Source organism: Arthrobacter cupressi (assembly GCF_900099975.1).
GTDB lineage: Bacteria > Actinomycetota > Actinomycetes > Actinomycetales > Micrococcaceae > Arthrobacter > Arthrobacter cupressi.
Genome location: NZ_FNEI01000005.1, coordinates 141,258 through 167,329, shown reverse-complemented (window position 1 = coordinate 167,329; position 26,072 = coordinate 141,258). Strand labels below are relative to the sequence as shown.

Below are 26,072 nucleotides of genomic sequence, written 5' to 3'. Positions count from 1 at the left end.
GTTAATTCCTTGATCTCCGCGGCGCCGTCGTTCGGCCTTGACCTGCCCGATTACCCGTGGGAAGCCATGGCACCGTACCTTGCCAAGGCTTCGGAGCACCCGGGGGGAGTCGTCAACCTCTCCATCGGAACACCCGTGGACCCGACACCGGACCTGATCCGGGATGCCCTGGCCGCAGCCTCGGACGCCCACGGCTACCCGACCGTCCACGGCACCGAAGGGCTCCGCCAGGCGGTGTCCGACTGGTTCGCCGCCCGCCGCGGCGTGCCCGGCCTCGACCCCAAGGATGTGCTGCCCACCGTTGGTTCCAAGGAACTGGTGGCCTGGCTGCCGTTCCTGCTGGGGCTGCGTCCCGGTGACGTCGTCGTCCGGCCCACGGTTGCGTATCCCACCTACGACATCGGCGCGACCCTGGCGGGCGCCACCGCCGTCGCCGCGGACGACCTCGATGAGCTCGACGCCGCAACTCGCGCCAAGGTGCGCCTGGTCTGGGTCAACTCGCCGGGCAACCCAACCGGCAGTGTCCGTGACGCCGCGTCCCTGAAAGCGATCGTCGAGCAGGCCCGCCAAGTCGGTGCGGTTGTCGCCTCCGACGAATGTTACGCGGAACTCGGCTGGGGGGAATGGGATGCCCAGCGCGGGGGCGAGGCCGTGCCCAGCATCCTCGATCCCCGGGTCAGCGGCGGCTCCAACGACGGCCTGCTAAGCGTCTACTCGCTGAGCAAACAGTCCAACCTGGCCGGCTACCGCGCCGCGTTCGTGGCGGGGGACTCCGCCATCGTGGCGAACCTCGTCAACAGCCGCAAGCACGCCGGCATGATCGTGCCGTACCCGGTGCAGGAAGCCATGCGCGTGGCCCTCGGCGACGCCGGGCACGTCCTGGCGCAGAAGGATCTCTATCGTTCCCGCCGCGAACGGCTGCTTCCGGCCCTCGAAGGATTCGGCCTGAAGATCCACGAATCGAAGGCGGGCCTCTACCTCTGGGTGACCGCGGGCGAAGCCACCTGGGACACGGTGCAGCGTTTCGCGGAACTCGGCATCGTCGTCGGGCCCGGCGTCTTCTACGGCGACGCCGGCAACGGCTTCGTCCGGGTGGCACTGACCGGCTCGGACGAGCGGATCGACGCCGCGGTGGAACGCCTCGCCGCACGGGGCTGATCCGTCCGAGACGATCCGCGGTTAACGGCATGCCTGCCGTGTGAGCTGCGGCACATTCAGCGTGTTTGCGGGGGTAACCGGGCTTCCCGGATTAGTTCCTCCCGGGCGCTGGGGGTAGCTTATTACTGACTATTGATGGTGGCTTTCCACGGAAAGCAATCCAACCGCCCGGACTACAACCGGCAGGATACGCCCGCCGGGCGCCACCTGAAGTTGGTTGGATCAAGCTTTCTACGGAGGCCAAGAGCCTCATGAAGGGGACTCCATGACTGAGACCACCAGCGCTACCCTGCGCCACGACGGCGGCGAACTCGAACTTCCGCGGATCAAGGTTGTTGAAGGAAACGAAGGTTACGACGTTTCCAAGCTGCTGAAGCAGACAGGCGCCGTCGCCTACGACCCCGGTTTCATGAACACCGCGGCCACCACCTCTGCGATCACCTACATCGACGGAGATGCCGGGATCCTGCGCTACCGCGGGTACCCGATTGAGCAGCTCGCGGAACACTCCAGCTTCCTGGAGGTTTCCTACCTGCTGATCTACGGCAACCTGCCGACCCCCACGGAACTGGAAGAATTCGACCAGAAGATCCGTCGCCACACCCTGCTGCACGAAGACCTGAAGGGCTTCTTCGGCGGCTTCCCGCGGGACGCGCACCCGATGCCGGTGCTGTCCTCGGCCGTCTCGGCGCTGTCCACCTTCTACCAGGATTCCCTGGACCCGTTCAACCAGGACCACGTGGAAGTTTCCACCATCCGCCTCATGGCGAAGCTCCCGGTCATTGCCGCCTATGCGCACAAGAAGTCCATCGGCCAGCCCATGCTGTACCCGGACAACTCCATGAACCTCGTGGAGAACTTCCTGCGCCTGAGCTTCGGCCTGCCCGCCGAGCAGTATGAGCTGGACCCGATCATCGTCAAGGCGCTGGATCTGCTGCTCATCCTGCACGCCGACCACGAACAGAACTGTTCCACCTCCACGGTCCGCCTCGTGGGTTCCGCCAACGCGAACCTCTTCGCGTCCGTCTCCGCCGGCATCAACGCCCTCTTCGGCCCCGCCCACGGCGGCGCGAACGAAGCCGTGCTGAAGATGCTGCGCCAGATCCAGGCCGACGGCGTCAAGCCCGAGGACTACATGGAGAAGGTCAAGAACAAGGAAGACGGCGTCCGCCTCATGGGCTTCGGGCACCGCGTCTACAAGAACTACGACCCCCGGGCCAAGATCATCAAGGCCACCGCCCACGAGATCCTCGGCAAGCTCGGCGGCAACGACGAACTGCTGGACATCGCCCTGCGCCTCGAAGAGAAGGCCCTGGCTGACGACTACTTCATCCAGCGCAAGCTCTACCCGAACGTCGACTTCTACACCGGCCTGATCTACAAAGCCATGGGCTTCCCGGAGAAGATGTTCACCGTGCTGTTTGCCATCGGCCGCCTGCCCGGCTGGATCGCCCAGTGGCGCGAAATGATCACCGACCCCGCCACGAAGATCGGCCGTCCGCGGCAGCTCTACACCGGGGAACCGGAGCGCGACTACCCGGCCGTGTAGCCGGTAGCGCAATAAGCACCGGACGACGGCGGCCGCCCACCTTTCGAGGTGGGCGGCCGCTTTGTTTTGTGCCCGGTCTTTACCGGTATCAGGGGGCGTTGTAGCCGTGGGGGTTGCTTTTCTGCCAGCGCCAGTGGTCTTCGCACATTTGGTCGATGGTTTTGGTGGTGGACCAGCCCAGGTCGGCCAGGGCGGAGGACGCGTCGGCCCAGAACGCGGGCAGGTCCCCGGCGCGGCGGCCGGTGATTTCGTAGGGCAGGGCGTGGCCCACGGCCTGTTCGAAGGCGTGCAGCATTTCCAGCACGGAAGTGCCCTTGCCCGAGCCCAGGTTCCAGCGGTGCACGCCGGGGCGGGCGGCGATGTGGTCCAGGGCCGCGACGTGGCCCTCGGCCAGGTCCACGACGTGGATGTAGTCCCGCAGGCAGGTCCCGTCCGGGGTGTCGTAGTCCCCGCCGAAGACCAGCAGTTTCTCCCGCCGGCCCACCGCGACCTGGGCGATGAAGGGGACCAGGTTGTTCGGAATGCCCTGCGGGTCCTCGCCGATCCGGCCCGAGGGGTGGGCGCCGACGGGGTTGAAGTAGCGCAGCAGGGCCACGTGCCAGCGTTCGTCCGCGGCGCCGAGGTCGCTGAGGATGTCCTCGATCTGTTCCTTCGTGCGCCCGTAGGGGTTGTTGGCCCCGATTTCCATTTTCTCGATGTACGGGACGGGGTTGTGCTCGCCGTACACGGTGGCCGAGGAGGAGAACACGATCGTGCGCACGCCATGGGAGTCCATGGCCCGCAGCAGGTTCAGGGTGCCCACGATGTTGTTGTAGTAGTAGTTCAGCGGTTCCTGCACCGACTCGCCCACGGCCTTGAGCCCGGCGAAATGGATCACCGCGTCCACCGGGTGGGCGCTGAACACCTCTTCCAGGGCCGGTTCGTCCAGCAGGTCCGCCTGCACGAACACCGCCGGACGGCCGGCCAGTTCCGCGACCCGGCGCAAGGACTCCTCGGACGAATTGGCCAGATTGTCCACCACGATGACCTCGTGGCCGGACTCCAGCAGGGACAGCACCGTATGCGAACCGATATAGCCCGTGCCACCGGTAACAAGAATTCTCATGGGTTCAACGCTATCCGAACCCGGGGAGCGCTCCATTTCCTGTGTCGCGCACCACAGCCCGGGTGCCGTGTGGCGCGTCAGCAGTTGAAGCACGATCGTGCTAAAAAGACATGTGCCAAAAATTGTAGACGCCGGAGCCCGGCGCCAGGATGTGGTTGACGCCGTTTTCAGGATCATTGCCTCCGATGGACTGGAGCGGGCTTCCCTGCGGGAAGTGGCTGAGGAAGCGGGGCTTGCCGTCGGCTCGGTACGGCATTACTTCGCCAGCAGCGACGAACTGCTGGTGCACTCCTTCTCCGTGGTGATTGACCGCATCGCCGGACGGCTTGAGCTCGCGTTGGAAGCCGTGCAGGGCCAGGCTCCCGGTACGCCCGCCCATCACGGGGCGGCGGTGCTGCTCCTGGAGCAGTTCCTGCCGCTGGACGAGGAGCGGGCCGTCGATGTCTGCGTCTGGCTGGCCTTCCGCAATGCCGCCCGGATCAAACCGGTGTTCGCACCGGAAGCAGCGCGCAGCCACCGGGCGGTGGCCGCCGTCGTCGGGCAGTTGATCATGGAACTGTTGCCCGGCAGTGCGGAGCAGCAGGACATCCTCGTCACGGAAGCCGAGCGGCTGCTCGCCACGCTGGACGGCTTGTGCATGCACGCCCTGCTGCAATCCGAATGGATGACCGCGCAGATGTGCCGGGACGTCCTGGAAGCACACCTGGCGGGCCTGGGCGGGCTTCACCGCGGCCGTTAACCTCCGCCGCCAACAGGAATAGACTGGAAGTCCGGACAGGCACCGGCCAAAGGAGGCATTCGGATGCACGACGCAGGCGGTCAGGGGTGGCGGATAACGATGGATACGTCATCCCCGATTCTCATTGCCTTGTATCTGAGGGATGTCGCAGGACTGGACGGTGCGGGAACGCCCGCCCTTTCCCATGCCACCCCGAAGGTCCGGCATGCGGACCACAGCCACCTGACGGCGGAGGTCGGGGGCTTCAGCGCCCTTAAGACCGAATGGGAAGCCTGGTGGCACCAGCTCCTCAAGGCCTACCCCGAAGAGGCGCCGAGACTTTCGCCGCCTGACTTCAAGGCCTTCGCGAATTCCCCCGCGCTGCAGCGGGTGCTGCAGGCGCACTTCGGTGCCGCGTTGAGCTGGGCGCGTGAACGCGTGGCGGAATACCAGGAGATCGAGGCCGAACGCGAGGCCAGCGGCGCCACCCTGATGCTGGGGGATCTGGTCCAGGACCGGCTGCTTGAGGTTGGGCGCAGTTCCCGGGACTTCCGGCTCAGCATCATCGAGCTGCCCTTGAACGAACCGCGGGCCTGGTACCTGGAGCCGGACAAGATGATCATGAGCCACAAGCTGCTGTCCCAGCCGGAGGTTTTCCGCAGCTACGTGCAGCCTGTTGTGGAGATGCTCGCCTGAGCAGCAGCCGGTGGGAGAGGATCAGCTGCGCGGCGCTGAGACGGTGATCGTCACTGAGCCTGCGGATGCCCCGGATTCCTGCCAGCCTTTGTGGCTGTCCCTGTTCCAGGTGTGCCCGTCCAGTTCCACCTGGGTGACCGAAAGGGACTTCGCGTTTGCCACGGTCCAGTGGGCCAGCGCCCACGCGGCGGGACCGGTGGAGTAGCGTCCCGAGTCCACCCGCACAGTGCGCCCCTGGCTCTTCGCCGGAACGGCACCGAACGTCTTCGTCAGGGCTGATACGACGTTGTCCGGGTTGCCGGCGCTGTCGGCGGCTCGCAGGGTGCAATCCAATGCCGCGGAGGACTGCCCGGTGAGGGAGGATGCGAAGGCGCGGCCCATGGCTTCATGCTGGGCGTAGGCGCGGGGGAAGGCAGAACGCTGCACGGTCTGGGCCGCTTCGGTGATTTCCATGGACTGGTAGTTGGGAACCTTGACCAGGCCGTTGTAGAAGGCGTTGCTTGAGTAGACCGGGTCCATGACCTGGGCCTCCGTGCCCCAGCCCTGGGATGGCCGCTGCTGGAACAATCCGCGCGAATCGGGGCCGGCCTGGTCCCCGTAGTCGATGTTCCGGAGGCTGGACTCCTGCATGGCGGTGGCCAGAGCGATGGTGGCTGCACGCGGCGGGAGATTGCGGCGCACGGCCACCGAGGTGATGAGTGCCGCGTTGGCGGCCTGGTCGGTTGCCAGTTCAAAAGTGGCAGTGCCGACGACGGCGGTGCAGCGCTCCGTGACCAGGGTCTCGGAGCGCTGCAGGACCGTTGTGACTGCGTAGATGGCGCCGGCCGCGAGGGCCAGCGCCAGCAGCAGTGTGAGGGTGCGTCGGAGGCGGCGCATCCGGTCCGGTCAGTTGGCGTGGAGTGCTTCGTTGAGTTCCACGGTCTGGCCCTTGCGGGGAAGCACCTCCACTTCGCCGGTGGTGGAGTTGCGGCGGAACAGCAGGTTAGGCATGCCGGAGAGTTCCACGGCCTTGACGATGCTGGAAGTGTCCTCGCCGTTCTCGTCCTTGGGGCCGGGGATGCGGACCCGGGTTCCGGCGGTGACGTAGAGGCCGGCCTCGACCACGGAGTCGTCGCCGATGCTGATGCCCACGCCGGAGTTGGCGCCCAGGAGCACGCGTTCGCCCAGGGCGATCCGTTCCTTGCCCCCGCCGGACAGGGTGCCCATGATTGAGGCGCCGCCGCCGACGTCGGTGCCGTTACCGGCCACGACGCCCGCGGAGATGCGGCCCTCCACCATGGAGGTGCCCAGGGTTCCGGCGTTGAAGTTCACGAAGCCTTCGTGCATAACGGTGGTGCCTTCAGCCAGATGGGCGCCCAGACGGACACGGTCGGCGTCGGCGATGCGGACACCGGCAGGGACAACGTAGTCCACCATGCGCGGGAACTTGTCGACGCCGTAGACCGTGACCGGGCCGCGCTTGCGCAGGCGGGCGCGGGTCAGTTCGAAGCCTTCGACGGCGGCCGGGCCGAAGTTGGTCCACACAACGTTGGGGAGCTTGCCGAAGATGCCGTCCAGGTTGATGCTGTTCGGCTTGACCAGGCGGTGGGAGAGCAGGTGCAGGCGCAGGTAGGCGTCCACGGTGTCCGCAGGAGCTTCATCCAGGTTGATCTGGGCGAAGACCACCTTCTGCTGGGTGCCGCGGGCGGCGTCGTCGCCGTCGGCAGCGAGCGCGGTCAGGGATTCGTCGGCGTTCTCGACCGAACGCAGGGACTCCGCTGCCACGCCCAGGGCAGGTGCCGGGAACCAGGCGTCCAGGACGGTGGCCTCGCCAGCAGCGTTGGTGGCGATGGTGGCCAGACCGAAGCCGTAGGCGGCACGGTCAGCGGCGGAAGTGTGGTCGGGGACGGCAGGCGCGGCGGTTTCAGTCATGGCGACAAGTCTAGTCAAGGGGGCTCGCCCGCCAGAAACCGTGAAACCGCGGGGGTGGTTGTATTTCTCCGGATACAGTGGATGGGTGACTGTTAAATCCGTTCCTGTTCTTGATCTGCGACAAGACGTCGCTTTGCTCACCGCCGCGCTCATGGACATCAACAGTGTGTCCGGAAACGAAACCGCCCTCGCCGACGCAGTCGAGGACGGCCTGCGCGCCATCCCGGGACTGCACGTCGTCCGGGACGGTGACGCGATCGTCGCCCGTACCGAGCTCGGCCGTCCCGAACGTGTCATCCTCGCAGGCCACCTGGACACCGTTCCGCTGCCTGTCACCGAAGGCGCACGCGGCACCGTCCCCTCTACCTGGGACTCCGGCGTCCCGGGCAGCGGCCTCCTGTACGGCCGCGGCGCCACCGACATGAAGGGCGGCGTCGCCGTGCAGCTCGCCCTGGCGGCGAGCATGTTCGACGGCGGCGCGGAGCCGGCGAAGGATGTCACCTTCGTGTTCTACGACCACGAGGAAGTGGAAGCCGAGAAGAGCGGCCTGGGCCGTCTGGTCCGCAACTATCCTGAGCTGCTGCGCGGCGACTTTGCCATCCTCCTGGAGCCGACCGACGGCACGGTCGAAGGTGGCTGTAACGGCACCATGCGCTTCGACGTCACGACGGTGGGGGAGGCCGCCCACTCCGCCCGCGCCTGGATGGGCCACAACGCCATCCATGACGCCGCCCCCATCCTGGGCAGGCTGGCCGCCTATGAGCCCCGCACCATCACCGTGGACGGGCTGGATTACCGCGAGAGCCTCAACGCGGTGAAGATCCACGGCGGCACCGCGGGCAACGTGATCCCGGACCGCTGCGTGGTGGAGATCAACTACCGCTTCGCCCCGGACAAGAACCCGGACCAGGCCGAAGCCCACGTCCGTGAACTCCTGCAAGGTTTCGACGTTGTCCGCACCGACGCCGCCGCCGGCGCCCGGCCCGGGCTGAACCACCCCGCCGCCGCGTCCTTCGTGGCCGCCGTCGGTGCCGAGCCCAAGCCCAAGTACGGCTGGACCGACGTCGCGCGCTTCAGCGAGCTGGGCGTCCCGGCGGTGAACTTCGGCCCCGGCGATGCGCTCCTGGCGCACAAGGACAACGAACACGTGGACGCCGACGCGATCCGCGAGTGCTTCCGCGCGTTGCGGCTGTGGCTGGCTGACTGACAGCCCGCCCCTAATGCAACAGCTCCCCGCCATAACCATGGCGGGGAGCTGTTGCATTAGGGAATAGACAACGGAATGAGCCGGGGTTGCCTATGCCCCTCCGCCTTGGATATCGACCGAGGCTGGCGCCGCCGGCACGACCGGGCCTGCGAGCTTCTTGCTGTGGCTGAGCCGCTTCTCCACCAGCTTTGCGATGCCGGCGAGGATCAGGCAGAGCCCGACGTAGATGACTGCCGCCACCATCGCCGCGGGTACGATGGGCGAGCCGTACTGGGCCTGGGAACCGAAGAACTTGGCCTGGAAGAGGACCTCGTTGTAGGTCACGATGAAGCCAAGTGCAGTGTCCTTGAGGATCACCACGAGCTGGGAGATGATCACCGGAAGCATGGCCCGGGAGGCCTGCGGGAACAGGATGTTGATCATGACCCCGGACTTGCGGAGGCCGATCGCCATGCCGGCCTCGCGCTGGCCCTTGGGCAGGGATTCGATGCCGGCACGGAAGGCCTCGGCGAGGACGGAACCGTTGTAGAGGGTCAGGCCGGCGACCACCGCGGTGAACGGCGAGATGCCCTGGACTCCGATCGTGGGCAGGCCGTAGTAGATGATCATCATGAGGATGAGCAGCGGAATGGCCCGGAACAGTTCGACGAACCAATAGCACGGGACCGAAACCCACTTGTGATCCGACAGCTTGCCCACAGCCAGGACGACGCCGACGACCAGGCTGAGAACCGCGGCTGTCGCGAAGGCGCTTAGCGTGGCGACGGTCGCCTCCAGGATGGTCCGTTGGACCAGCGGGAAGGTGAAGATCTGCCACTTGGCCGCGGTGAACTGGCCGGACTCGATGAGGCGGATGATGATGAACGCGAGGATCCCCAGGACCACGAGCGTTGCGAGGACACCGAATCCGAGGTAGCGGGACTTCGCCTTCGGACCGGGGGCGTCAAAGAGTACCGAGGTCATCGTGCAACCCTCCACTTGTTCTCGAAGTAGCGCTGGAGCACCGAGAGTCCGGCCACGAGGATGACGAAGATTAGTGCGACCCATAGCAGGCCGACCAGCGCCGGCTCACCGCGTTCGGAGAGGTTGGCGCGGATGGCTCCGGCCTCGGCCACGGAGAAGCCGGCCGCAACCGTGGTGTTCTTGAGCAGGGCGATCAGGACACTGAAAAGCGGCGGGATCACGGAGCGGAAGGCCTGGGGGAGCACCACGAGGCTGAGGGTCTGGCCGAAGGTGAGCCCAATGGCGCGGGCCGCTTCCGCTTGTCCCAGCGGCACCGTGTTGATGCCTGAACGCAGCGTCTCGGCAACGTATGTGGCGGTGTACAGGCTGAGGCCAATGATTGCCGCAGTCATGAAGTCGATGGGAGGCAGGCCGAGTTTCGGGTAGCCGAGGGCGAAGAAGAACAACACCAGCGTCAGGGGGGTGTTGCGGACGATGTTAACGTACAGGGTGCCGGTCGCGCGGGCGGCTGGGACGGGGGAGACCCGCATTGCACCGACGACGGTCCCCAGGATGAGAGCCGCGATCGCCGAGATGAAGAACAGAATCAGAGTGTTTTGGAACCCGGTGACAAACAGGTCCATGTTGTCGAGCAGAGTACTCACGAGCTAATCGCTTTCGCTCAGGGGAAGAAACGGTGGCGTGGCCGGTCCGGCCACGCCACCGCCGTCGGACTTTTAGTAGTTGTCTACGGCCGGCTGTTCAACCTTGGTGCCGGAGGTACCGAGGGTGGAGTCGTAGATCTTCTGCCAGGTGTCCTTGCCGTTCGTGAACATGTCGTTGATGAACGTGCGCAGCGCCTTGTCACCCTTGGGCAGGCCGACACCGTACTTCTCGGTGGTGAACGGTTCGCCGACCACCTTCAGGTTGTCGGGATCCTGGGCTGCGTAGCCGATCAGGATGGCCTGGTCGGTGGTGACGGCGTCAACCGTGCCGCTCTTGAGGGAATCGACGCACTGCGAGTAGGTCTCGAATTCCTGGGGAACGGCCTTGGGGAAGTTCGCCTTGATGTTCTGGATCGGGGTGGATCCGGTGGCGGAGCAAACCTTCTTGCCGTCGATATCCTTCTCGCTGTTGATGGTGGTGTTGTCCTTCTTCACCAGCAGGCCCTGCCCGGTGATGAAGTACGGTCCGGCGAAGTCGATCTGCTGCTTGCGCTTGTCCGTGATGGAGTAGGTGCCCACGTAGTAGTCGATGTCGCCGTTGGTGATGGCCGACTCACGGTTTGCGGAAGGGATCGGCTTGAACTCGATCTTGTCCTTCGAGAAGCCCAGGGAAGCGGCAACCCACTTGGCGATTTCGATGTCGAAACCGCTGTATTCGCCGGTGGCTGCGTCCTTGAAGCCCAGCCCGGGCTGGTCCTGCTTGACACCGATCCGGACCTTGCCCGCCGCCTTGATCTTGTCGAAGGTGGGGCTGCCCGTGAGCGAGACGTTTTCGGCAACCTTGTACGGAGCGGCACTTTCGGAAGACGTACCGCCAGGGGTGCCGCCGCCGCAGGCGCTCATGGTGAGGGCGAGGGCTGCACCGGCAGCGACCAGGAGGGATTTCCTCCGGGTGATGAGAGACTTCATGACATTCCTTTCATTGGGCCGGGGATGCGGCCGGGGTGCGAATGTGGAACGGATCAGTGTGTTGCTTTGTCCTAGTGGGTCAGCAGCTTGGAGAGGAAGTCCTTCGCCCGGTTGCTCTGCGGGTTGGTGAAGAATTCCTCGGGCCGGGAGTCTTCGACGATCTGGCCGTCAGCCATGAAGACCACACGGTCGGCCGCCTTGCGGGCGAAGCCCATCTCGTGGGTGACCACGATCATGGTCATGCCCTCCTTGGCGAGCTGGACCATGACATCCAGGACCTCGTTGATCATTTCGGGGTCCAGGGCCGAGGTCGGTTCGTCGAACAGCATGACCTTTGGCTTCATGGCCAGGGCACGGGCGATCGCAACGCGCTGCTGCTGGCCGCCGGAAAGCTGCGCGGGCAGCTTGGGTGCCTGGTGCCCGACGCCGACGCGTTCGAGCAGCTTCATGGCCTCCTTCTCCGCCTCCGCCTTGCTGACGCCCTTGACCTTGATGGGGCCGAGCGTGACGTTCTCCAGAATCGTCTTGTGAGCGAAGAGGTTGAAGGACTGGAAGACCATTCCGACGTCGGCGCGGAGGTTCGCGAGCTGCTTGCCTTCCTCCGGGAGGTGCTTGCCGTCAATCGAGATGTCACCGTTGTCGATCGTTTCCAGGCGGTTGATGGCCCTGCACAGGGTGGACTTGCCCGACCCCGACGGTCCGATGACCACCACCACCTCGCCCTTACGGACCTGGAGGTTGATGTCTTTGAGGACGTGCAGCTGGCCGTAGTGCTTGTTGACGCCGTTCAGTGAGACGAGCGCATCGCCGGACGCTTGAGTAGTCATAGGACGAATCTAGCGAAGAATTCACCAAAGATGATCCAGCTCACAACAACTTTCCGCAGATCGTGACTGAACAGATACCTCCGTTCCGGGCGCGCCGCAACACCCCCGGCTCGCCGGGACTTGCCGGGCTGGAAGAAGTAATAGCCTTGGTCAATGAGCACCAGCCAGCCTTCAGGACAGACACCGCCTCCGGCCCCGGACGCGAACGGCAAACAGGGCGCAGTCGTGCCCGCGCAGACCTTCATCGCCGAAGCGCCCGCCAAGCACAAAGGCCCCCTGGAGCTCCGCCGGAAACAGGCTGCGGCGCCGATGTCGGACCAGCGGCTGCTGGACACCCGCGGTCCCGACCAGTTCATCCACACGGACCCTTGGCGCGTCCTGCGGATCCAGAGCGAGTTTGTTGAAGGCTTCGGGGCGCTCGCCGAACTCGGACCGGCAGTGAGCGTCTTCGGTTCGGCCCGCACCAAGCCCGGCAGTTCCTTCTACGAAATGGGCGTCGAAGTGGGCCGCCACCTGGCCGAGGCCGGCGTCGCGGTGATCACTGGTGGTGGCCCGGGGTCCATGGAAGCGGCGAACAAGGGCGCGGTCGAGGGCAACGGCGTTTCGGTCGGCCTGGGCATCGAACTGCCGTTCGAGCAGGGCCTGAACCGTTGGGTGGACCTGGGAATCAACTTCCGGTACTTCTTCGCCCGCAAGACCATGTTCGTCAAATACGCCCAGGGCTTCATCGTCCTGCCCGGCGGACTGGGGACCCTGGACGAACTGTTCGAGGCAATGGTGCTGGTGCAGACCCGCAAGGTCACCTCGTTCCCGATCGTACTGCTGGGCGTCGACTTCTGGAGCCCGATGATCGAATGGATCCGGGAAACGCTGGTGAAGGAAGGGATGGTGTCCGAGAAGGACCTGGACCTCATCCAACTGGTCGACGATCCCGCCGACGCCGTCCACCGCGTGTTGCACGGCATTCCGCGGCCGCCGTCGAACAACGGCGACCAGCGGCCGGAGTAGGCCCGGCCAGGGTCTGGCACGATGGGGGTTGTGAGCTTCTTCCTGGTCTTCCTGGCGGTAGTGGTCGTGGGCGCCGCCGCGTTCCTGGCTACCGGTACGCTGCGCGGCGGCGGCCGGACCGCCGTCGGGCTGGACGAAACGGTACCCAATCTGCCGCCCGTGCTGTTGCCGCCGAACGCGCGCCCGTCCGACGTCGACGCCGTGCGTTTCGGCCTCGGCCTGCGGGGCTACCGCATGGACCAGGTGGACGAGGTGCTCGACGAGCTGCGGGACCAGCTCGCGGCAAAGGACGCTGAAATCACGGGCCTCAGGCAGGCCCTTGACGCGGCGGCCGACCGCGGGCGGGACACCGAAGCGTGAGCCGATCCTTCCGGACGGAACTGCCGGGAAGCGGCCTTGCGGAGCGTGCCGCCGCATGGCCGTGGTGGCTGCAGGTCTCCTTGATCTACATCGCCGCCCGGATCGTCAGCGCCTGCATCTTCATGGCCGCGGCCCTGCATCAGGGGGTCAACCCCTGGTATTCGCCGTCGCCCGGATACTGGGAATTCATCGCCATCTGGGACGGCCACTGGTACGCGCAGGCCGCGGACAACGGCTACCCCTCGGTGCTGCCGCTCAACAGCGACGGCTCGGTGGCGGAAAACACTTGGGCCTTCTACGCGCTGTTTCCTGCCCTGGGCCGGGGCCTGTCGCTGCTCACCGGCCTGGAGACCCTGCCCGCACTCACCATCGTCGCGATGCTGGCCGGGCTCGGCGCCGCCCTGGTTGTATTCCTGCTGTTCCGGGAATTCGCTGACCGCGGCACCGCCCTGTGGGGTGTGGTGTTCTTTGCGGCGTTCCCCGTGTCGGCCGTGCTGCAGGTGCCCTACGCCGAACCGCTGAACCTGTTGCTGCTGGCCGCGGCACTCCTGCTGGTGGTGCGGCGCAGATACCTGGCCGCGATGCCCGTGGTGGTGCTCATGTGCCTGTCGCGCCCCACCGGCGTGCCCTTCGCAGCGATGGCGGGGATCTTCCTGGTGCGCCAGTGCTGGCTGAAGTTCGTGCGCGGGCGGGCGGAAACGCCCGCAGGGCGGGGGGCCGCGGGAGGTGTCCCGGGAGGTCCCCCGGGCAACAAGGAACTGGCGGCGCTCGCCGGGCTCACCGTGGTGAGCGTTGCCGCGGCGCTTGCGTGGCCCCTGCTGGCGTGGGTGCGGACCGGGGACCTGCGGGCCTACACCCGCACCGAGACCGCATGGCGCGGCGATGACCTGGTGCCGTTCAAGCCCTGGTTTGACACCGGCCAGATGCTGTTCGGGCCGGTGCTCGGCGTCATGGCGCCGTTCCTTTTCGCGGGGCTCTTCGCGCTGCTGCTGATGAGCCCGCCGGTGCGGGCAATCGGCACAGAACTGCGGCTTTGGTGCGCCTGCTACATGGGCTACCTGCTGGTGTTCCTGCATCCGCAGACCAGCACCTTCCGGCTGCTGCTTCCGTTGTTTCCCCTGGCGCTCGGCGCCGCGCTGCTCTCCCGTTCCCGGGCCTACCGGGGCACTGTGACTGTCATGTTTACCCTCTTGCAGATCGTCTGGATCGTGTGGCTCTGGGCGTGGGCGCAATTGCCCGGCGGAGGCGACTACCCGCCGTAGGAACCGCCCCGATTCCGGCCTCTGCCCCGCGCCCGCGGCGCAGGCAGTAAATCCAATCGATTAGCTACGCACGGGTAATTACGGGATAATGGACACAAGCAAGGTCAGGGATGCCTCCGGGCATCCGGCGACGACGGCCCTGAAACCGTGGCCGCCGTAGCTGCACTTGCCGCGCGGAGCCAGTCCGGCCGGGCTGGCAGATTTGGGACAACTGGAGGGGATTTTCCTAATGGCGGCTATGAAACCACGTACAGGCGACGGCCCTATGGAAGTAACCAAAGAGGGCCGCAGCCTGATCATGCGTGTGCCGCTCGAAGGCGGAGGACGGCTTGTTGTCGAGCTCAACGCAGCGGAAGCGGCGAACCTCAAGGAATGCCTGGTCGGCGTTACCGAGTAGTTTTACAGGGCAGGGCCCGGCGAAAGCGCCGGTGCCCTGCTTTTTTGTTGCCCTAGTTCCTGTCGCCCTGTTCCTGGCTGCCGGATGATTCCGGTCTTACTTCTTCACGGCCACCAGCAGGCCGTCCCCGGTGGGCAGCATCGCGGCCGCGAGCCGGTCGTCGTCGCGGACCGCCTTGGCGATCTGCCGCAGGACCACGGTAGTGGCATCCCGGGCCGCAGGGTTGGAGACACGGTCCTTGTCGAGGGCGTCGTTGACCACCAGGGTTCCGCCCCGCTTCAGGAGCCGCACGGCCTGCTCGACATAGACAGGAAAGTTTGCCTTGTCGGCGTCGATGAACACCAGGTCGTATGCCGCGTCGGTCAGCCGGGGGAGCACGTCGGCCGCCCGGCCGGAAATGGTCCGGGTGCGGTTGGCCGGGCTGCCGGATTCGAGGAAGGCCTCACGCGCCGCCTTGAGGTGCTCGACGTCGGTGTCAATGGTCGTCAGGACGCCCTGCGGACCAAGGCCCCGCAGGAGGCAGACGCCGGAGACCCCGGCCCCGGAACCGACCTCCACCACGGTCTGTGCCTTGGAAGCCGCGGCCAGCACAGTCAGCATCGCACCGACACCTGCGCTGACGGCCGTCACACCGAGCTCGAACGACCGTTCCCGGGCGCGCAGGAGCACCTCGTCCTCGGCAGGAAAGTCTTCTGCGTAGGACCAGCTGCTTGACTTGTCGGCACTCATCGAAATTCGCTTTCCGGGCAAAGGGGGATTGTCCTTCCAAGCCTACTTGGTGCGGGGCCGCGGAACCGGCTCCGCGGGGCTGCGGCGCCGCTGTGTCCGGCACGTCGGGCGCGAAAATCAGCCCTGAGGGTAAAAGCGGCCGCGGTCAGGAAACTCCCAGCGAACCCTGCGATGATGTTTGTCCGGCCATCCGAGCGGTGGCGGCACCATAGCACCGGGTGAAGAAAGGGTGCGAGGGGAGCGGACGATGCCGGCATCAATTGCTGCGCCATCCCGTACAACGGCCGTGGAGACTACCGGCGCAGAGCAACAAGCAACCGCAGAATGGGTCGCGCCCACCTGGGAAGAAGTGGTGCAGAACCACTCGGCCAAGGTCTTCCGCCTTGCCTACCGGCTCACGGGCAACAAGTTCGACGCCGAAGACCTCACCCAGGAGGTTTTTGTCAGGGTGTTCCGTTCCCTGGAGAACTTCAAGCCGGGCACGCTGGACGGCTGGCTCCACCGCATCACCACGAACCTTTTCCTGGACCAGGCCCGGCGCAAGAGCCGCATCCGTTTCGACGCCTTGGCCGAGGACGCCGAGTCTCGCCTTCCCGGCCAGGAACCGGGCCCGGAGCAGAGCTTTGAACTGAACAACCTGGATCTCGATGTGCAGCGCGCACTGGAGGAACTCCCGCCCGACTTCCGGGCCGCCGTCGTACTGTGCGATCTTGAAGGCCTGTCCTACGACGAGGTCGCCGAGGCGCTGGGCGTGAAGCTCGGCACCGTCAGGTCCCGGATCCACCGTGGCCGCACCATGCTGCGCGAAAAACTCGCGCACAGGGACCCCCGACCCGCCAAGGCGCGCGCGCCGCGGCTGAAGATGCCCCGGATCGCCGGCCTGCATTGAGGTTGCCATGGGTTTGCTGAACGGGCGGCAGGCGGCGTCCGGGCGTGGCCTTCGGCACAAGCGGACACCGGAGCACCTCAAGGACTGTGCGCAATGCCAGGCCGAGGTGCGCCGGGAACGCCAGTACATCGAACGGCTGCGCAAAGCGAGCGTGCCCGAAGCCAGCCAGGAACTGACCGCGCGGCTCATTGAACAGACACGCAGAATTGCCGAATCGAGCGATGCCGGCCCTGAAACGGGAGGCGGCCCGCGCCGCGTCATGCCGGTTTTCCGGGCGGCGGGGATTGCCGCCGGCGGCCTCCTGATCAGCGCCGGCGCCCTCGCCGCTGCCGCCTATGTGGTCGGCGGCGACGTACAGGCTGACGCCGCCGGTGCGGCCGACCGTGAAGTGCGAAGCCTCGTGGGAACTTCCCTGTCCGGCAACCTTGCCTTTGAGCCGGCGCTTCCCGGCAACACCGGCGCGGCGGACGGCAGCGTGGAGCTCAGCCCTGCCCAGTTGGCCAAACTGCGCAGCAAGGGATGGGCCTGCCCGGAACTTTCCGGCCTGGGCTTCCGGGTGGTCTCCGCACGCGCCATCATGCAGGACGGCCATCCCGCCGTCGAACTTGAGCTGACTGACGGCACGCATCACGCAACGGTGGTGGAGCAGCACCTCCAGGGGGACACGTCCTCCGGTGCCCGCCTCTCGCTTAGCCATGGGAGCCGCTGGGAGGCCGTCTACCGCTCTCCGGCCGCTGTGCTGAGCTATGCCTCCGACCTGCCCGCGGAAAAGGCCGACGATGCCGTCCCGGAGCTCGTGCGCGTCGGTGATTCGCTGCTCTCCCCGGCTCCCGGAACACCGGAGAACTGGCAGGACCGGGTGCGGCGCGGCCTTCGCACCCTGGCCAACCTCGCCGGATTCTGAGCTGGTTTCTGGGCGGGGCAACGGACAGGGTAATCTTCGTAGCGTGTTTGGAATCAATGGCCCGGAGTTCCTGCTCCTGCTGATCATCGGTGTGCTGGTGATCGGCCCGAGCCGTTTGCCCGAATACACCCAGAAACTGGCGAACCTGGTCAAGGAGGTGCGCCGCATGGCGTCCGGCGCCCGGGAGCAGATCAAGGAAGAAGTCGGCATCGACATCGATGAGGTCGACTGGAAGAAATACGATCCGCGCCAGTACGACCCGCGCCGCATCATCAAGGAAGCGCTGCTCGACGACGACACGAAGCCGGTCAGCGCGGGTGCCCCTGCCGCTGCGGCCGCCGCCGTCGCGGCCGAGTCGGCTCCGCACCCGCCCGCGCGCGTGGTGGAACGCCTCGCCGAGGGCGAAGCCGCTCCCTTCGACAGCGAAGCCACCTAGCCCAAGCAGCCCCCGGGTTTCCGGCTAGCGGGGCTGTATTCCCAGGGGCATGCCCGCCAGTCCGCGCGGCCGGGACTGGATCCTGCCGGCGATGTCCTGAAGGGCCTGTGCAGCCGCCGTCTCCGGAGCCGCCAACACCACGGGCCGTCCCGCGTCCCCGCCTTCGCGCAGGCGGATGTCCAACGGAATCTGGCCCAGCAGCGGCACGTCGCTTTCAACCACGGCGCCCAGCCGCTTGGCGAGCAGCTCCCCACCGCCGCTTCCGAACAGTTCCATCCGGCCGCCGTCGGGCATTTCCAGGAATGACATGTTTTCCACGACCCCGGCCACCTTCTGGCCTGTCTGCGCGGCGATGGTGCCGGCGCGCTCGGCGACTTCCGCGGCAGCCGCCTGCGGCGTGGTGACCACCAGGATTTCCGCACCCGGCAGCAGCTGGGCGACGGAAATCGCGATGTCGCCGGTGCCGGGCGGGAGGTCCAGGAACAGGACGTCCAGGTCGCCGAAGTAGACGTCCGTGAGGAACTGCTCGAGCGCGCGGTGCAGCATGGGGCCGCGCCAGGCCACGGGCTTGTTGCCCTCGACGAACATGCCGATCGAGATCACCTTCACCCCGTAAGCCACGGGAGGCAGGATCATGTCGTCCACGCGGGTGGGCGGCTGGGTGATGCCCATGAGGGAGGGTACGGAGAAGCCATGGACGTCGGCGTCCACGATGCCCACCCGCAGGCCGCGGGCCGCCAGGGCGCAGGCGAGGTTGACGGTCACGGAGGACTTCCCGACGCCGCCCTTGCCGCTTGCGACGGCGTACACCTTGGTGAGCGAGCCGGGCTGGTTGAACGGGACGCCGCGCTGCCCGCCGGGGCCGCGGAGCCGCTCCTTGAGGGCGTCGCGCTGGGCCTGGTCCATGACCTTGAGTTCGACGTCCACGCCGGTGACGCCGGGAACCTTCGAAAGGGCAGCCGTGGCGTCGGCCGTGATGGTGTCCCGCAGCGGGCAGCCGGCGATGGTCAGCAGCACGGCCACGCGGACAACGCCGGAGGCATCGGCGCTGACGGATTCCAGCATTCCGAGTTCGGTGATGGGGCGGCGGAGTTCGGGGTCGATGACGGTGGCCAGGGCGGCCTCGAGTGCCTCTTGGGAGGGGGAGCTCATGTGTTCAGTTGCGGCTTTCGGGCTGGTTCTTGCCGGACGGCTGGCCGGTGGATTGCGTCTGCGGGCGGATCTTGGGGATCTGCTGGGTGCGCGGGTTGCGCTGCTTGTCCCGCTTTTCCTTCAGCTTTTCCCGCACCTTCTCGCGCGGGGCTTCGCCGTCGCCGCCTTCCGCGGTGTCGCTTGCGAGCAGTTCTTCCTGCGCCTCGAGCAGGTCCTCCAGCATGGAGCGCAGTTCGGCGCGGACGTAGTCGCGGGTGGCGACCTCGCGCAGCGTGATACGCAGCGATGCCAGTTCCCGGGTGAGATATTCGGTGTCGGCCAGGTTGCGTGCCGCCTGTTGACGGTCCTGCTGGAGCGAAACGCGGTCCCGGTCGTCCTGCCGGTTCTGCGCAAGGAGCAGCAGGGGAGCAGCGTAGGAAGCCTGCAGGGACAGCATGAGGGTGAGCAGGGTGAAGCCGAGTGCCTGGGAGTCGAACTGCCACTCCTTTGGCGCGAAGCTGTTCCAGGCCAGCCAGGCCACACAGAAGATGGTCATGTAGACGAGGAACTGCGGCGTGCCCATGAACCGGGCGAAGCCTTCGGTGGCGTTGCCGAAGGCGTCCGGGTTGGGGGAGAACTTGGGGAAGATCCGCTTGCGGCCGCTCAGCGGGGTGTCGAGGCCGCCGAAGGAGGGCAGCTTGCTGCTGCGGGTGCCGGGCTTGGGCGGTGTGTTGTCAGCCAATCCGGCCTCCAAGCTTCTTTACGGGGGCGTCATCCTCATGGGCGCGCCAGTCATCGGGCAACAGGTGATCCAGCACGTCATCAACAGTCACCGCCCCCACGAGGCGGCCGGCGTCGTCAACGACCGGAAGGGAATTGAGGTCATAGGTGGCCAGGGTCCGGGCGACCTCGCTGATGTGGGCGTGGTCCGACAGGGGCTCCAGGTTTTTGTCCACGAGGTTGCCGAGCGGTTCCGGCGGCGGGAAGCGCAGCAGTTGCTGGATGTGCACGACGCCGAGGAAACGGCCCGTGGGCGTCTCCAGCGGCGGGCGGGTGATGAAGATCGAGGACGCCAGGGCTGGTGAGAGTTCCTCGCGGCGCACATGGGCGAGGGCCTCGGCCACGGTGGCCTCGGGTGGCAGGATCACCGGAACCGGGGTCATGAGGCCGCCGGCGGTGTCCTCGTCGTATTCGAGCAGGCGTCGGACGTCCTCGGCCTCGTCCGGTTCCATAAGCTGCAGCAGTTCCTCAGCCTGGGCGGAGGGCAGCTCGGCGAGGAGGTCGGCGGCGTCGTCCGGGTCCATCTCTTCGAGGACGTCGGCGGCGCGTTCGACGTCGAGGGCGGAAAGGATCTCCACCTGGTCGTCTTCCGGGAGTTCCTGGAGGACGTCGGCAAGACGTTCGTCCTGCAGTTCGCTGGCCACCTCGAGGCGGCGCTTGTCGCTCATCTCCTGGAGGGCTTCGGCGAAGTCGGCCGGCTTAAGGTCCTCGTGGGTGGCCACGAACTGGGTGGCGGCCTGCGGTTCCGTGCGGGCACCCTGCTGGGCGTCGGCCCAGTCGATGATCATGGTCTCGTTCCGGCGCAGCCGGCTGAGCGGCGACAGCGAGTGGCCGCGGCGGACGAACAGCTTGCTGACGAACCAGTCCTTGGAGCGGTGCTGGTCCATCCCGATGTCTTCGATGGTGGCGTCGCCGCTGCCGTCGGCGAGCGTGACGCGGCGGTCGAACATTTCGGCGACCACGAGGGTTTCGGCGCCGCGTTGCTCGAAGCGGCGCAGGTTCACCAGGCCCGTGCAGATGATCTGGGTCTGGTCGATGGAGGTGATGCGGGTCATCGGCACGAAGACCCGCTTCTTGCCGGGAACCTCGACGACGATGCCCACCACGTGCGGTGCACCCCGGGTTCCGCGGGAGAGCACGACGACGTCGCGCAGGCGGCCCAGACGATCGCCCAAGGGGTCGAAAACATCGAGGCCGAGCAGGCGCGCAACGAAGACGCGGGATGGTTGTGTGCTCACCTCTACAGGCTACCGAGTCTGCTCTCTTTTAGCTGAATTTCAGCCGACGCACATGTGCATGCGACAGAATGGGGCTATGGCAAACATTTTCGGTGCACCCAAGGCTACGGAGGAGTCCCGGAGCGTCCCCCAGGGCGACACCGTCGGCTCTTACACCTCATATCTTGATGCCCAAAAGGCAGTGGACTACCTGGCGGACCAGCAGTTCCCCGTCCAGCACGTTTCCATCGTGGGAAACGACCTCAAGATGGTGGAACGGGTGACCGGCCGGCTGAGCTACCCCCGGGTGGCGCTGTCCGGTGCGTTGAGCGGCATGTGGTTCGGCCTGTTCGTCGGTGTTATGCTGTCCTTCTTCTCGCCGACCGGCGGTGCGTTCTCCATCATCACCTCGGTGCTGATGGGTGCTGCTTTCTTCATGCTGTTCGGGATCGTCACCTATGCCATGCAGCGTGGCAAGCGCGACTTCACCTCCACCAGCCAGGTGGTCGCCAGCAACTACGACGTCATCGTGGCCTTCGAAGCGGCACAGGAGGCCCGACGCCTGCTCCATCAACTGCCGATGAACCCGGCCCAGGCCGCCGGTGCCCCGCAGCCTTACGGCCACCAGGGCCAGCACCAGCCCTACCAGCAGCCGCAGCAGCCCCCGTACCAGCAGCCCGGCCAGGCCCCGGAACGTCCCGCGGGATGGCACGATCCGTACGGCCAGCGCAGCGCCGAATACGGCCAGCGCGCCAACGACGGCGGTGCCGCACCGCAGCCGGAAACACCGCCCGCCGTGCAGGTCCCTGTGGCACCGGCCCACCCGCATTACGCGGACCTTCCGGACGGCCGGCCCCAGTACGGCGTTCGCGTGGAACCCGGGGAGGTTTCCCCGGCGCCCGCCGAAGCGGAGCACCTGCAGGAAAACGGTACCGTTCATGACGACGGCACCGCTCACGACGGCAGCGCCCGCCATGACAAACGCAGCAACGCCGAGGGCGAGGACGCCCGCCGGCAGCAGTAGCCGCCGTCGGGCCTTTCCCCGGCGGGAATGCACGGCAAAAGGGGCGGGTCACCGGAAAGCTTCCGGTGACCCGCCCCTTTTCGTACGTCGGGACTGCGGCTGGGACTACTCGGCGTCCTCGTAGATGCCGGCCATCCAGGCTTCGACGTCCGCAGCCTTGCGGGGCAGGGCCGCGCTCAAGTTGACCGGACCGTCTGCAGTCATGAGGATGTCGTCCTCGATCCGGACCCCGATGCCGCGGTACTCCGCCGGAATGGCGAGGTCCTCGTTCTTGAAGTACAGGCCGGGTTCGATCGTGAACACCATGCCCTCGGTGAGGATGCCGTCCAAGTACAGTTCGCGCTTGGCCTGCGCGCAGTCGTGGACGTCAAGGCCCAGGTGGTGGCTGGTGCCGTGCGGCATCCAGCGGCGGTGCTGCTGGCCCTCCGGGCTGATGGCTTCCTCCACGGAGACCGGCAGCAGGCCCCACTCGGCGAGGCGCTCGGCCAGGACCTTGGTGGCCGCGGCGTGGATGTCACGGAACTTCGCGCCCGGCTGGGCGGCGGCGAACCCGGCGTCGGCGGCGTCGAGGACAGCCTCGTAGACCTTGCGCTGGACGTCCGAGAAGGTGCCGTTGGCCGGCAGGGTGCGGGTGATGTCCGCGGTGTAGAGCGATTCGGCCTCCACACCCGCGTCCAGGAGCAGCAGTTCGCCGGCATTGACCTTGCCGTTGTTGCGGGTCCAGTGCAGCACGGTGGCGTTGTTGCCGGAAGCGGCGATGGTGTCGTAGCCGAGCTCGTTGCCTTCCTCGCGGGCGCGGGCGAAGAAGGCGCCTTCGACGACGCGTTCCCCGCGCTCGTGGGTCAGGGCGCGAGGCAGGGCCCGGACGACGTCGGAGAAGCCTTCCACGGTGGCGGCCACGGCGGTCTTCATCTGCTCGATCTCCCACTCATCCTTGAGCAGACGCAGTTCGGAGAGGGCTTCGCTGAGGAGCTCGTCCAGGGCGTCCAGTTCGGCGAGGTCCAGGTTTTCCGGGTCCTTGGCCGTGTTGTAGCGGGCGGTGTCCACGAGCGCGTCGATGTTTTCGTCGACCTTGCGGACCAGGCGGATGGAGATGCCGCCGATTTCCGGGGCGCCAACATTCTTGGTGATGGCCACCTCGAGCTCGTCGATGTGCGCGGTGGGCAGGCCAAGGCGCGCTTCGAACTCGGCGAGCGTGGGGCGGGCGCCGATCCAGAATTCACCCGAGCGGGCGTCGGCGTAGAACTGTTCGGTGTCCCGGCCGGCCAGCGGGCGGAAGTAGAGGGCCGCGCGGTGGTTGCCGCCGTCGTCGCCGGTACCTTCCTCGACAGGTTCCAGGATGAGCACGGCGTCGGGCTCGTGGTCCAGGCCCAGGCCGGTCAGGTGGGCGAAAGCTGAGTGGGGGCGGAAGCGGTAGTCGGTGTCGTTCGAGCGGACCTTCAGCGGTCCGGCCGGGATGACGAGCCGGACGCCCGGGAACTTGTCGGAGATCGCCCGACGGCGGGCGGCGGCATGGTCGGCAACGGCATCGCGCACGGGGGTCACCTGCGCGGCGGGAGCCCAATTGCTGGCCATGAAAGCCTTGAAGGCATCGGAGGCGGGCCGCTGGGACCGGTTGTTGACGCGGTCTTCCAGGGGCTGTTCAGCTGAATTTTGGGTGGTTTCTGCATCGTTCACGCTCCCATGTTCCCATCAGTTCACGGCCCCGGCCAACGCGGCGTTCCGGCCGGGCCGGGGCTGGTTGGGCCCACGCCGGCGAGGGACCCGCGCCGAGCGCAGCGAGGTTTGGGAGCCGGTGGTTGGGCCCACGCCGGCGAGGGACCCGCGCCGAGCGCAGCGAGGTTTGGGAGCCGGTGGTTGGGCCCACGCCGGCGAGGGACCCGCGCCGAGCGCAGCGAGGTTTGGGAGCCGGTGGGGACTACGCTGGGAAAGTGAAGATCGACCTGCACACCCATTCCAATGTTTCGGACGGAACCGAGACGCCGGGCGAGCTGATCCGCTCCGCTGCGGCCGCCGGATTGGACGTGGTGGCGTTGACCGATCACGATTCCACCGACGGGTGGGCTCAGGCTTCCGCGGCAGCCCTGGAGCACGGCGTGGCCTTGGTGCCCGGCATGGAGATTTCCTGCCGCACGGAAGAAGGAATCAGCGTCCACCTGCTGAGTTACCTGCACGACCCCGCACACCCCGGCTTGCTGGAGGAGATCACCAAGTCCAAGGACGCGCGGTTGACCCGCGCCCAGCGGATGGTCAGCCTGCTGGCCGAGGACTACCCGCTGAGCTGGGACGACGTCATCCATCACGTGGCACCGGGCGCCACCGTGGGCCGGCCGCATATTGCCGACGCGCTGGTGGCCGCGGGCGCCGTCGCCGATCGCACTGAGGCCTTCACCGCCATCCTGAGTTCCCGTTCGCGCTATTTCGTGCAGCATTACGCGCCCGAGCCTGCGCTCGCCGTCGAACTCGTCAGGGCCGCAGGCGGCGTGCCGGTGTTCGCCCACCCGGTGGCATCCGCCCGCGGACGGGTGGTGGGCGAACGCACCTACCGGGAAATGGTCGACGCCGGCCTGCTGGGCCTGGAGGTCGAGCACCGGGACAACCCCGAACAGGGCAGGGAGTTCCTGCGCCGCTTCGCCGCCGAGAACGGGCTGTTCATGACCGGCTCCTCCGACTACCACGGCGCGGGCAAGGTGAACCTGCTGGGCGAGAACGTCACCAGCCCGGCGGTGCTGGCCCGGATCGAGGAACTGGGCACCGGCTGCGGGGTTGTGCGGGCATAGCGGAAGTGTCTTGACTACCCGGCGTGCCCGAGTAGTGTTTCCGGTGCTGGGGAGCGGCCAGCCGCCGCATTGATCGAGGTCTCATCGCAACGCTGTTTACGTACTCGTCGATGGAGAAACCATGTTCAGGAAATCCCTGGCTGCCGCGACCCTTGCCGCAGCCCTCATGTTTGTTCCGGCCGCAGCGAACGCGCTGGACTGTAACAACGTCAGCCGGCCGGCGTACACGGGCACCGAATGGGTGTTCATCCCGGATATCAGCAGCAACGTCCATTTCAACGGAAACTGGGCGTTCGTGGAGGCTTGGGGAGCCTGGGTCTTCCTGCCTCCGGGCACCGTTCCCGGCGTGCCCGGCAGCGGCGGAAACTACCAGAACGGCGAAGGCTTCGCGCTGCTGGTGAACGCGCTCTGCGACTCGGCCGGCGCCGGTTTTGAGAACCGCCAGACCGAGCACGGCATCCAGTTGATGCACGGCTGCGGTTAGGTGTGGCCCTTCGGGTCCGGCCAATGGACGGTCAGTCCGCGGGAACCTGCTCGACGGGAAGGAGTTCGGCGAATTCGGCTTTGCCGTCCAGCCGCGTGCGCATGATCTCGATCGCCGGGGCGTTCTGGTCCACGCAGACGAACCTGCGGCCGAGCTTCCCGGCGACCGCGCCGAGCGTGCCGGAACCGGCGAAGAAGTCCAGGCACCAGTCCCCGGGCCGGCTTGAGGCCGAAACGATCCGGCGCACCAGCCCTTCGGGCTTCTGCGTCGGATAGCCGGTCTTTTCCTTGCCGGTGGGGGAGACGATGGTGTGCCACCAGACGTCGGTGGGCAGCTTGCCTTTTTTCCGCTTGGCCTCGGTGACCAGGCCGGGGGCCATGTAGGGCTCCCGATCCACTTCGTCGTTGTCGAAATGGTACTTCGCCGGGTTTTTCACGTAGACGAGAATGTTGTCGTGCTTCGTGGGCCAGCGGTTCCTGGCCCGGGCGCCGTAGTCGTAGGCCCAGATGATCTCGTTGAGGAAGCATTCCCGGCCGAAGATCGCATCCAGCATGACCTTGGCATAGTGCACTTCGCGGTAGTCCAGGTGAAGGTACAGCGTGCCGTCGTCCGAGAGCAGACGCCAGGCTTCGAGCAACCGGGGCTCCAGGAAGGACCAGTAGTCGCTGAAGGCGTCGTCGTAGCTGTGCAGGGCACCCTTGATGGTGTCGTAGGAGCGGCCCTTGAACCCGAACCGGTCACCTTCGCCGTCGGAGTTGCGGACCATGCGCGTTTCCTGGCGGCGCTGCACCCTGCCCGTGTTGAAGGGCGGGTCAACGTAGATCAGTGTGAAGGCGCCGTCCGGCAGCGTAGGGAGGAACGCGGCGTTGTCCGCATGCACCACCAGGTTGCTGCCGTCCGGCGCCCAAACAGTGTCAGTCATTG

28 protein-coding genes are annotated in these 26,072 nt (G+C 66.7%); 15 read left to right on the top strand and 13 right to left on the bottom strand.

Annotated features, from left to right (window positions below; all coding sequences use genetic code 11):
• Positions 1 to 9: 9 nt before the first annotated feature.
• Both dapC and BLP88_RS08060 read left to right on the top strand, forming a co-directional pair.
• The gene (gene dapC / locus BLP88_RS08065; RefSeq protein ID WP_074588309.1) at positions 10 to 1,158 is read left to right on the top strand and encodes a succinyldiaminopimelate transaminase; all 1,149 of its coding nucleotides are present in this window, start codon (positions 10 to 12) and stop codon (positions 1,156 to 1,158) included.
• A 265-nt stretch (positions 1,159 to 1,423) separates the two neighbouring features.
• Positions 1,424 to 2,707, top strand: a complete 1,284-nt coding sequence (locus tag BLP88_RS08060) for a citrate synthase (protein WP_074588308.1) — start codon at positions 1,424 to 1,426, stop codon at positions 2,705 to 2,707.
• A gap of 88 nt (positions 2,708 to 2,795) precedes the next feature.
• Here the strand turns inward: BLP88_RS08060 and galE are convergent, their stop codons facing one another.
• Positions 2,796 to 3,812, bottom strand: a complete 1,017-nt coding sequence (gene galE, locus BLP88_RS08055) for a UDP-glucose 4-epimerase GalE (protein ID WP_074588306.1) — start codon at positions 3,810 to 3,812, stop codon at positions 2,796 to 2,798.
• Between the two features lie 112 nt (positions 3,813 to 3,924).
• On the opposite strand from galE, the gene BLP88_RS08050 reads away from it, so the two are divergent.
• Both BLP88_RS08050 and BLP88_RS08045 read left to right on the top strand, forming a co-directional pair.
• A complete protein-coding gene (locus BLP88_RS08050; RefSeq protein WP_074588304.1) occupies positions 3,925 to 4,551 on the top strand; it encodes a TetR/AcrR family transcriptional regulator in 627 nt (208 codons plus the stop codon).
• A gap of 63 nt (positions 4,552 to 4,614) precedes the next feature.
• Entirely contained in the window at positions 4,615 to 5,226 is a 612-nt protein-coding gene (locus BLP88_RS08045; protein ID WP_074588302.1) for a hypothetical protein, read from the top strand.
• A gap of 21 nt (positions 5,227 to 5,247) precedes the next feature.
• Here the strand turns inward: BLP88_RS08045 and BLP88_RS08040 are convergent, their stop codons facing one another.
• Together BLP88_RS08040 and dapD are read right to left on the bottom strand one after the other, a co-directional pair.
• Complete coding sequence (locus BLP88_RS08040; RefSeq protein ID WP_074588301.1) at positions 5,248 to 6,102, bottom strand: transglycosylase SLT domain-containing protein; 855 nt, start codon at positions 6,100 to 6,102, stop codon at positions 5,248 to 5,250.
• 9 nt (positions 6,103 to 6,111) lie between these two features.
• The gene (gene dapD / locus BLP88_RS08035; RefSeq protein WP_074588299.1) at positions 6,112 to 7,137 is read right to left on the bottom strand and encodes a 2,3,4,5-tetrahydropyridine-2,6-dicarboxylate N-succinyltransferase; all 1,026 of its coding nucleotides are present in this window, start codon (positions 7,135 to 7,137) and stop codon (positions 6,112 to 6,114) included.
• A gap of 85 nt (positions 7,138 to 7,222) precedes the next feature.
• Here dapD and dapE point away from each other — a divergent pair, with 85 nt between their 5' ends.
• A complete protein-coding gene (gene dapE / locus BLP88_RS08030; RefSeq protein ID WP_074588298.1) occupies positions 7,223 to 8,344 on the top strand; it encodes a succinyl-diaminopimelate desuccinylase in 1,122 nt (373 codons plus the stop codon).
• Between the two features lie 90 nt (positions 8,345 to 8,434).
• Here dapE and BLP88_RS08025 read toward each other — a convergent pair whose 3' ends face one another.
• The 4 genes from BLP88_RS08025 to BLP88_RS08010 all read right to left on the bottom strand — a co-directional run bounded on the left by BLP88_RS08025 (position 8,435) and on the right by BLP88_RS08010 (position 11,747).
• Positions 8,435 to 9,307 carry an amino acid ABC transporter permease gene (locus tag BLP88_RS08025; protein WP_074588296.1) on the bottom strand — a complete coding sequence of 291 codons (873 nt, stop codon included), beginning with the start codon at positions 9,305 to 9,307 and terminating at the stop codon, positions 8,435 to 8,437.
• Positions 9,304 to 9,951 carry an amino acid ABC transporter permease gene (locus tag BLP88_RS08020; RefSeq protein WP_139163332.1) on the bottom strand — a complete coding sequence of 216 codons (648 nt, stop codon included), beginning with the start codon at positions 9,949 to 9,951 and terminating at the stop codon, positions 9,304 to 9,306. Before BLP88_RS08020 ends, BLP88_RS08025 begins: the two co-directional genes overlap by 4 nt.
• 72 nt (positions 9,952 to 10,023) lie before the next feature.
• The gene (locus BLP88_RS08015; protein WP_074588294.1) at positions 10,024 to 10,920 is read right to left on the bottom strand and encodes a glutamate ABC transporter substrate-binding protein; all 897 of its coding nucleotides are present in this window, start codon (positions 10,918 to 10,920) and stop codon (positions 10,024 to 10,026) included.
• A 71-nt stretch (positions 10,921 to 10,991) separates the two neighbouring features.
• Positions 10,992 to 11,747, bottom strand: a complete 756-nt coding sequence (locus tag BLP88_RS08010; RefSeq protein WP_074588293.1) for an amino acid ABC transporter ATP-binding protein — start codon at positions 11,745 to 11,747, stop codon at positions 10,992 to 10,994.
• 153 nt (positions 11,748 to 11,900) lie between these two features.
• Between BLP88_RS08010 and BLP88_RS08005 the strand changes: the two genes are divergently transcribed.
• The 4 genes from BLP88_RS08005 to BLP88_RS07990 all read left to right on the top strand — a co-directional run bounded on the left by BLP88_RS08005 (position 11,901) and on the right by BLP88_RS07990 (position 14,774).
• Positions 11,901 to 12,755, top strand: a complete 855-nt coding sequence (locus BLP88_RS08005; protein WP_084110956.1) for an LOG family protein — start codon at positions 11,901 to 11,903, stop codon at positions 12,753 to 12,755.
• Positions 12,756 to 12,776: 21 nt separating this feature from the next.
• Positions 12,777 to 13,115: a DivIVA domain-containing protein gene (locus BLP88_RS08000; RefSeq protein WP_074588292.1), complete on the top strand. Its 339-nt coding sequence runs from the start codon at positions 12,777 to 12,779 to the stop codon at positions 13,113 to 13,115.
• On the top strand, positions 13,112 to 14,377 hold the full coding sequence (locus tag BLP88_RS07995) for a hypothetical protein (protein WP_139163331.1): 1,266 nt from the start codon (positions 13,112 to 13,114) through the stop codon (positions 14,375 to 14,377). The genes BLP88_RS08000 and BLP88_RS07995 overlap by 4 nt, the downstream gene beginning before the upstream one ends.
• A gap of 229 nt (positions 14,378 to 14,606) precedes the next feature.
• Positions 14,607 to 14,774, top strand: a complete 168-nt coding sequence (locus tag BLP88_RS07990) for a DUF3117 domain-containing protein (protein ID WP_009357720.1) — start codon at positions 14,607 to 14,609, stop codon at positions 14,772 to 14,774.
• Between the two features lie 96 nt (positions 14,775 to 14,870).
• Here BLP88_RS07990 and BLP88_RS07985 read toward each other — a convergent pair whose 3' ends face one another.
• The gene (locus BLP88_RS07985) at positions 14,871 to 15,503 is read right to left on the bottom strand and encodes an O-methyltransferase (protein WP_074588290.1); all 633 of its coding nucleotides are present in this window, start codon (positions 15,501 to 15,503) and stop codon (positions 14,871 to 14,873) included.
• Positions 15,504 to 15,750: 247 nt separating this feature from the next.
• Between BLP88_RS07985 and sigE the strand changes: the two genes are divergently transcribed.
• Genes sigE through BLP88_RS07970 form a run of 3 tightly spaced genes read left to right on the top strand, consistent with a single transcriptional unit; the run spans position 15,751 to position 17,732 of the window.
• On the top strand, positions 15,751 to 16,392 hold the full coding sequence (gene sigE, locus BLP88_RS07980) for an RNA polymerase sigma factor SigE (RefSeq protein ID WP_175453519.1): 642 nt from the start codon (positions 15,751 to 15,753) through the stop codon (positions 16,390 to 16,392).
• Positions 16,393 to 16,399: 7 nt separating this feature from the next.
• Complete coding sequence (locus tag BLP88_RS07975) at positions 16,400 to 17,296, top strand: hypothetical protein (protein WP_074588287.1); 897 nt, start codon at positions 16,400 to 16,402, stop codon at positions 17,294 to 17,296.
• A gap of 43 nt (positions 17,297 to 17,339) precedes the next feature.
• Complete coding sequence (locus BLP88_RS07970; RefSeq protein ID WP_074588285.1) at positions 17,340 to 17,732, top strand: twin-arginine translocase TatA/TatE family subunit; 393 nt, start codon at positions 17,340 to 17,342, stop codon at positions 17,730 to 17,732.
• A gap of 24 nt (positions 17,733 to 17,756) precedes the next feature.
• Here BLP88_RS07970 and BLP88_RS07965 read toward each other — a convergent pair whose 3' ends face one another.
• From BLP88_RS07965 to BLP88_RS07955, 3 genes are read right to left on the bottom strand one after another with little or no spacing between them, the layout of a single operon-like run.
• Complete coding sequence (locus BLP88_RS07965; protein WP_074588284.1) at positions 17,757 to 18,884, bottom strand: Mrp/NBP35 family ATP-binding protein; 1,128 nt, start codon at positions 18,882 to 18,884, stop codon at positions 17,757 to 17,759.
• 4 nt (positions 18,885 to 18,888) lie between these two features.
• Positions 18,889 to 19,617: a DUF1003 domain-containing protein gene (locus BLP88_RS07960; RefSeq protein ID WP_074588282.1), complete on the bottom strand. Its 729-nt coding sequence runs from the start codon at positions 19,615 to 19,617 to the stop codon at positions 18,889 to 18,891.
• Entirely contained in the window at positions 19,598 to 20,881 is a 1,284-nt protein-coding gene (locus BLP88_RS07955; protein WP_074588281.1) for a magnesium transporter, read from the bottom strand. Before BLP88_RS07955 ends, BLP88_RS07960 begins: the two co-directional genes overlap by 20 nt.
• A 76-nt stretch (positions 20,882 to 20,957) precedes the next feature.
• Here BLP88_RS07955 and BLP88_RS07950 point away from each other — a divergent pair, with 76 nt between their 5' ends.
• The gene (locus BLP88_RS07950; RefSeq protein WP_245679802.1) at positions 20,958 to 21,884 is read left to right on the top strand and encodes a YflT domain-containing protein; all 927 of its coding nucleotides are present in this window, start codon (positions 20,958 to 20,960) and stop codon (positions 21,882 to 21,884) included.
• A gap of 105 nt (positions 21,885 to 21,989) precedes the next feature.
• Here BLP88_RS07950 and BLP88_RS07945 read toward each other — a convergent pair whose 3' ends face one another.
• Positions 21,990 to 23,561, bottom strand: coding sequence for an aminopeptidase P family protein (locus BLP88_RS07945; protein WP_074588278.1), 1,572 nt, complete (start codon positions 23,559 to 23,561; stop codon positions 21,990 to 21,992).
• A 254-nt stretch (positions 23,562 to 23,815) separates the two neighbouring features.
• Here BLP88_RS07945 and BLP88_RS07940 point away from each other — a divergent pair, with 254 nt between their 5' ends.
• Both BLP88_RS07940 and BLP88_RS07935 read left to right on the top strand, forming a co-directional pair.
• Positions 23,816 to 24,664: a PHP domain-containing protein gene (locus BLP88_RS07940; protein WP_074588276.1), complete on the top strand. Its 849-nt coding sequence runs from the start codon at positions 23,816 to 23,818 to the stop codon at positions 24,662 to 24,664.
• A gap of 121 nt (positions 24,665 to 24,785) precedes the next feature.
• Complete coding sequence (locus tag BLP88_RS07935; protein ID WP_074588275.1) at positions 24,786 to 25,148, top strand: hypothetical protein; 363 nt, start codon at positions 24,786 to 24,788, stop codon at positions 25,146 to 25,148.
• Positions 25,149 to 25,179: 31 nt separating this feature from the next.
• Here BLP88_RS07935 and BLP88_RS07930 read toward each other — a convergent pair whose 3' ends face one another.
• Positions 25,180 to 26,070 carry a DNA-methyltransferase gene (locus BLP88_RS07930; protein ID WP_074588274.1) on the bottom strand — a complete coding sequence of 297 codons (891 nt, stop codon included), beginning with the start codon at positions 26,068 to 26,070 and terminating at the stop codon, positions 25,180 to 25,182.
• Positions 26,071 to 26,072: the final 2 nt, after the last annotated feature.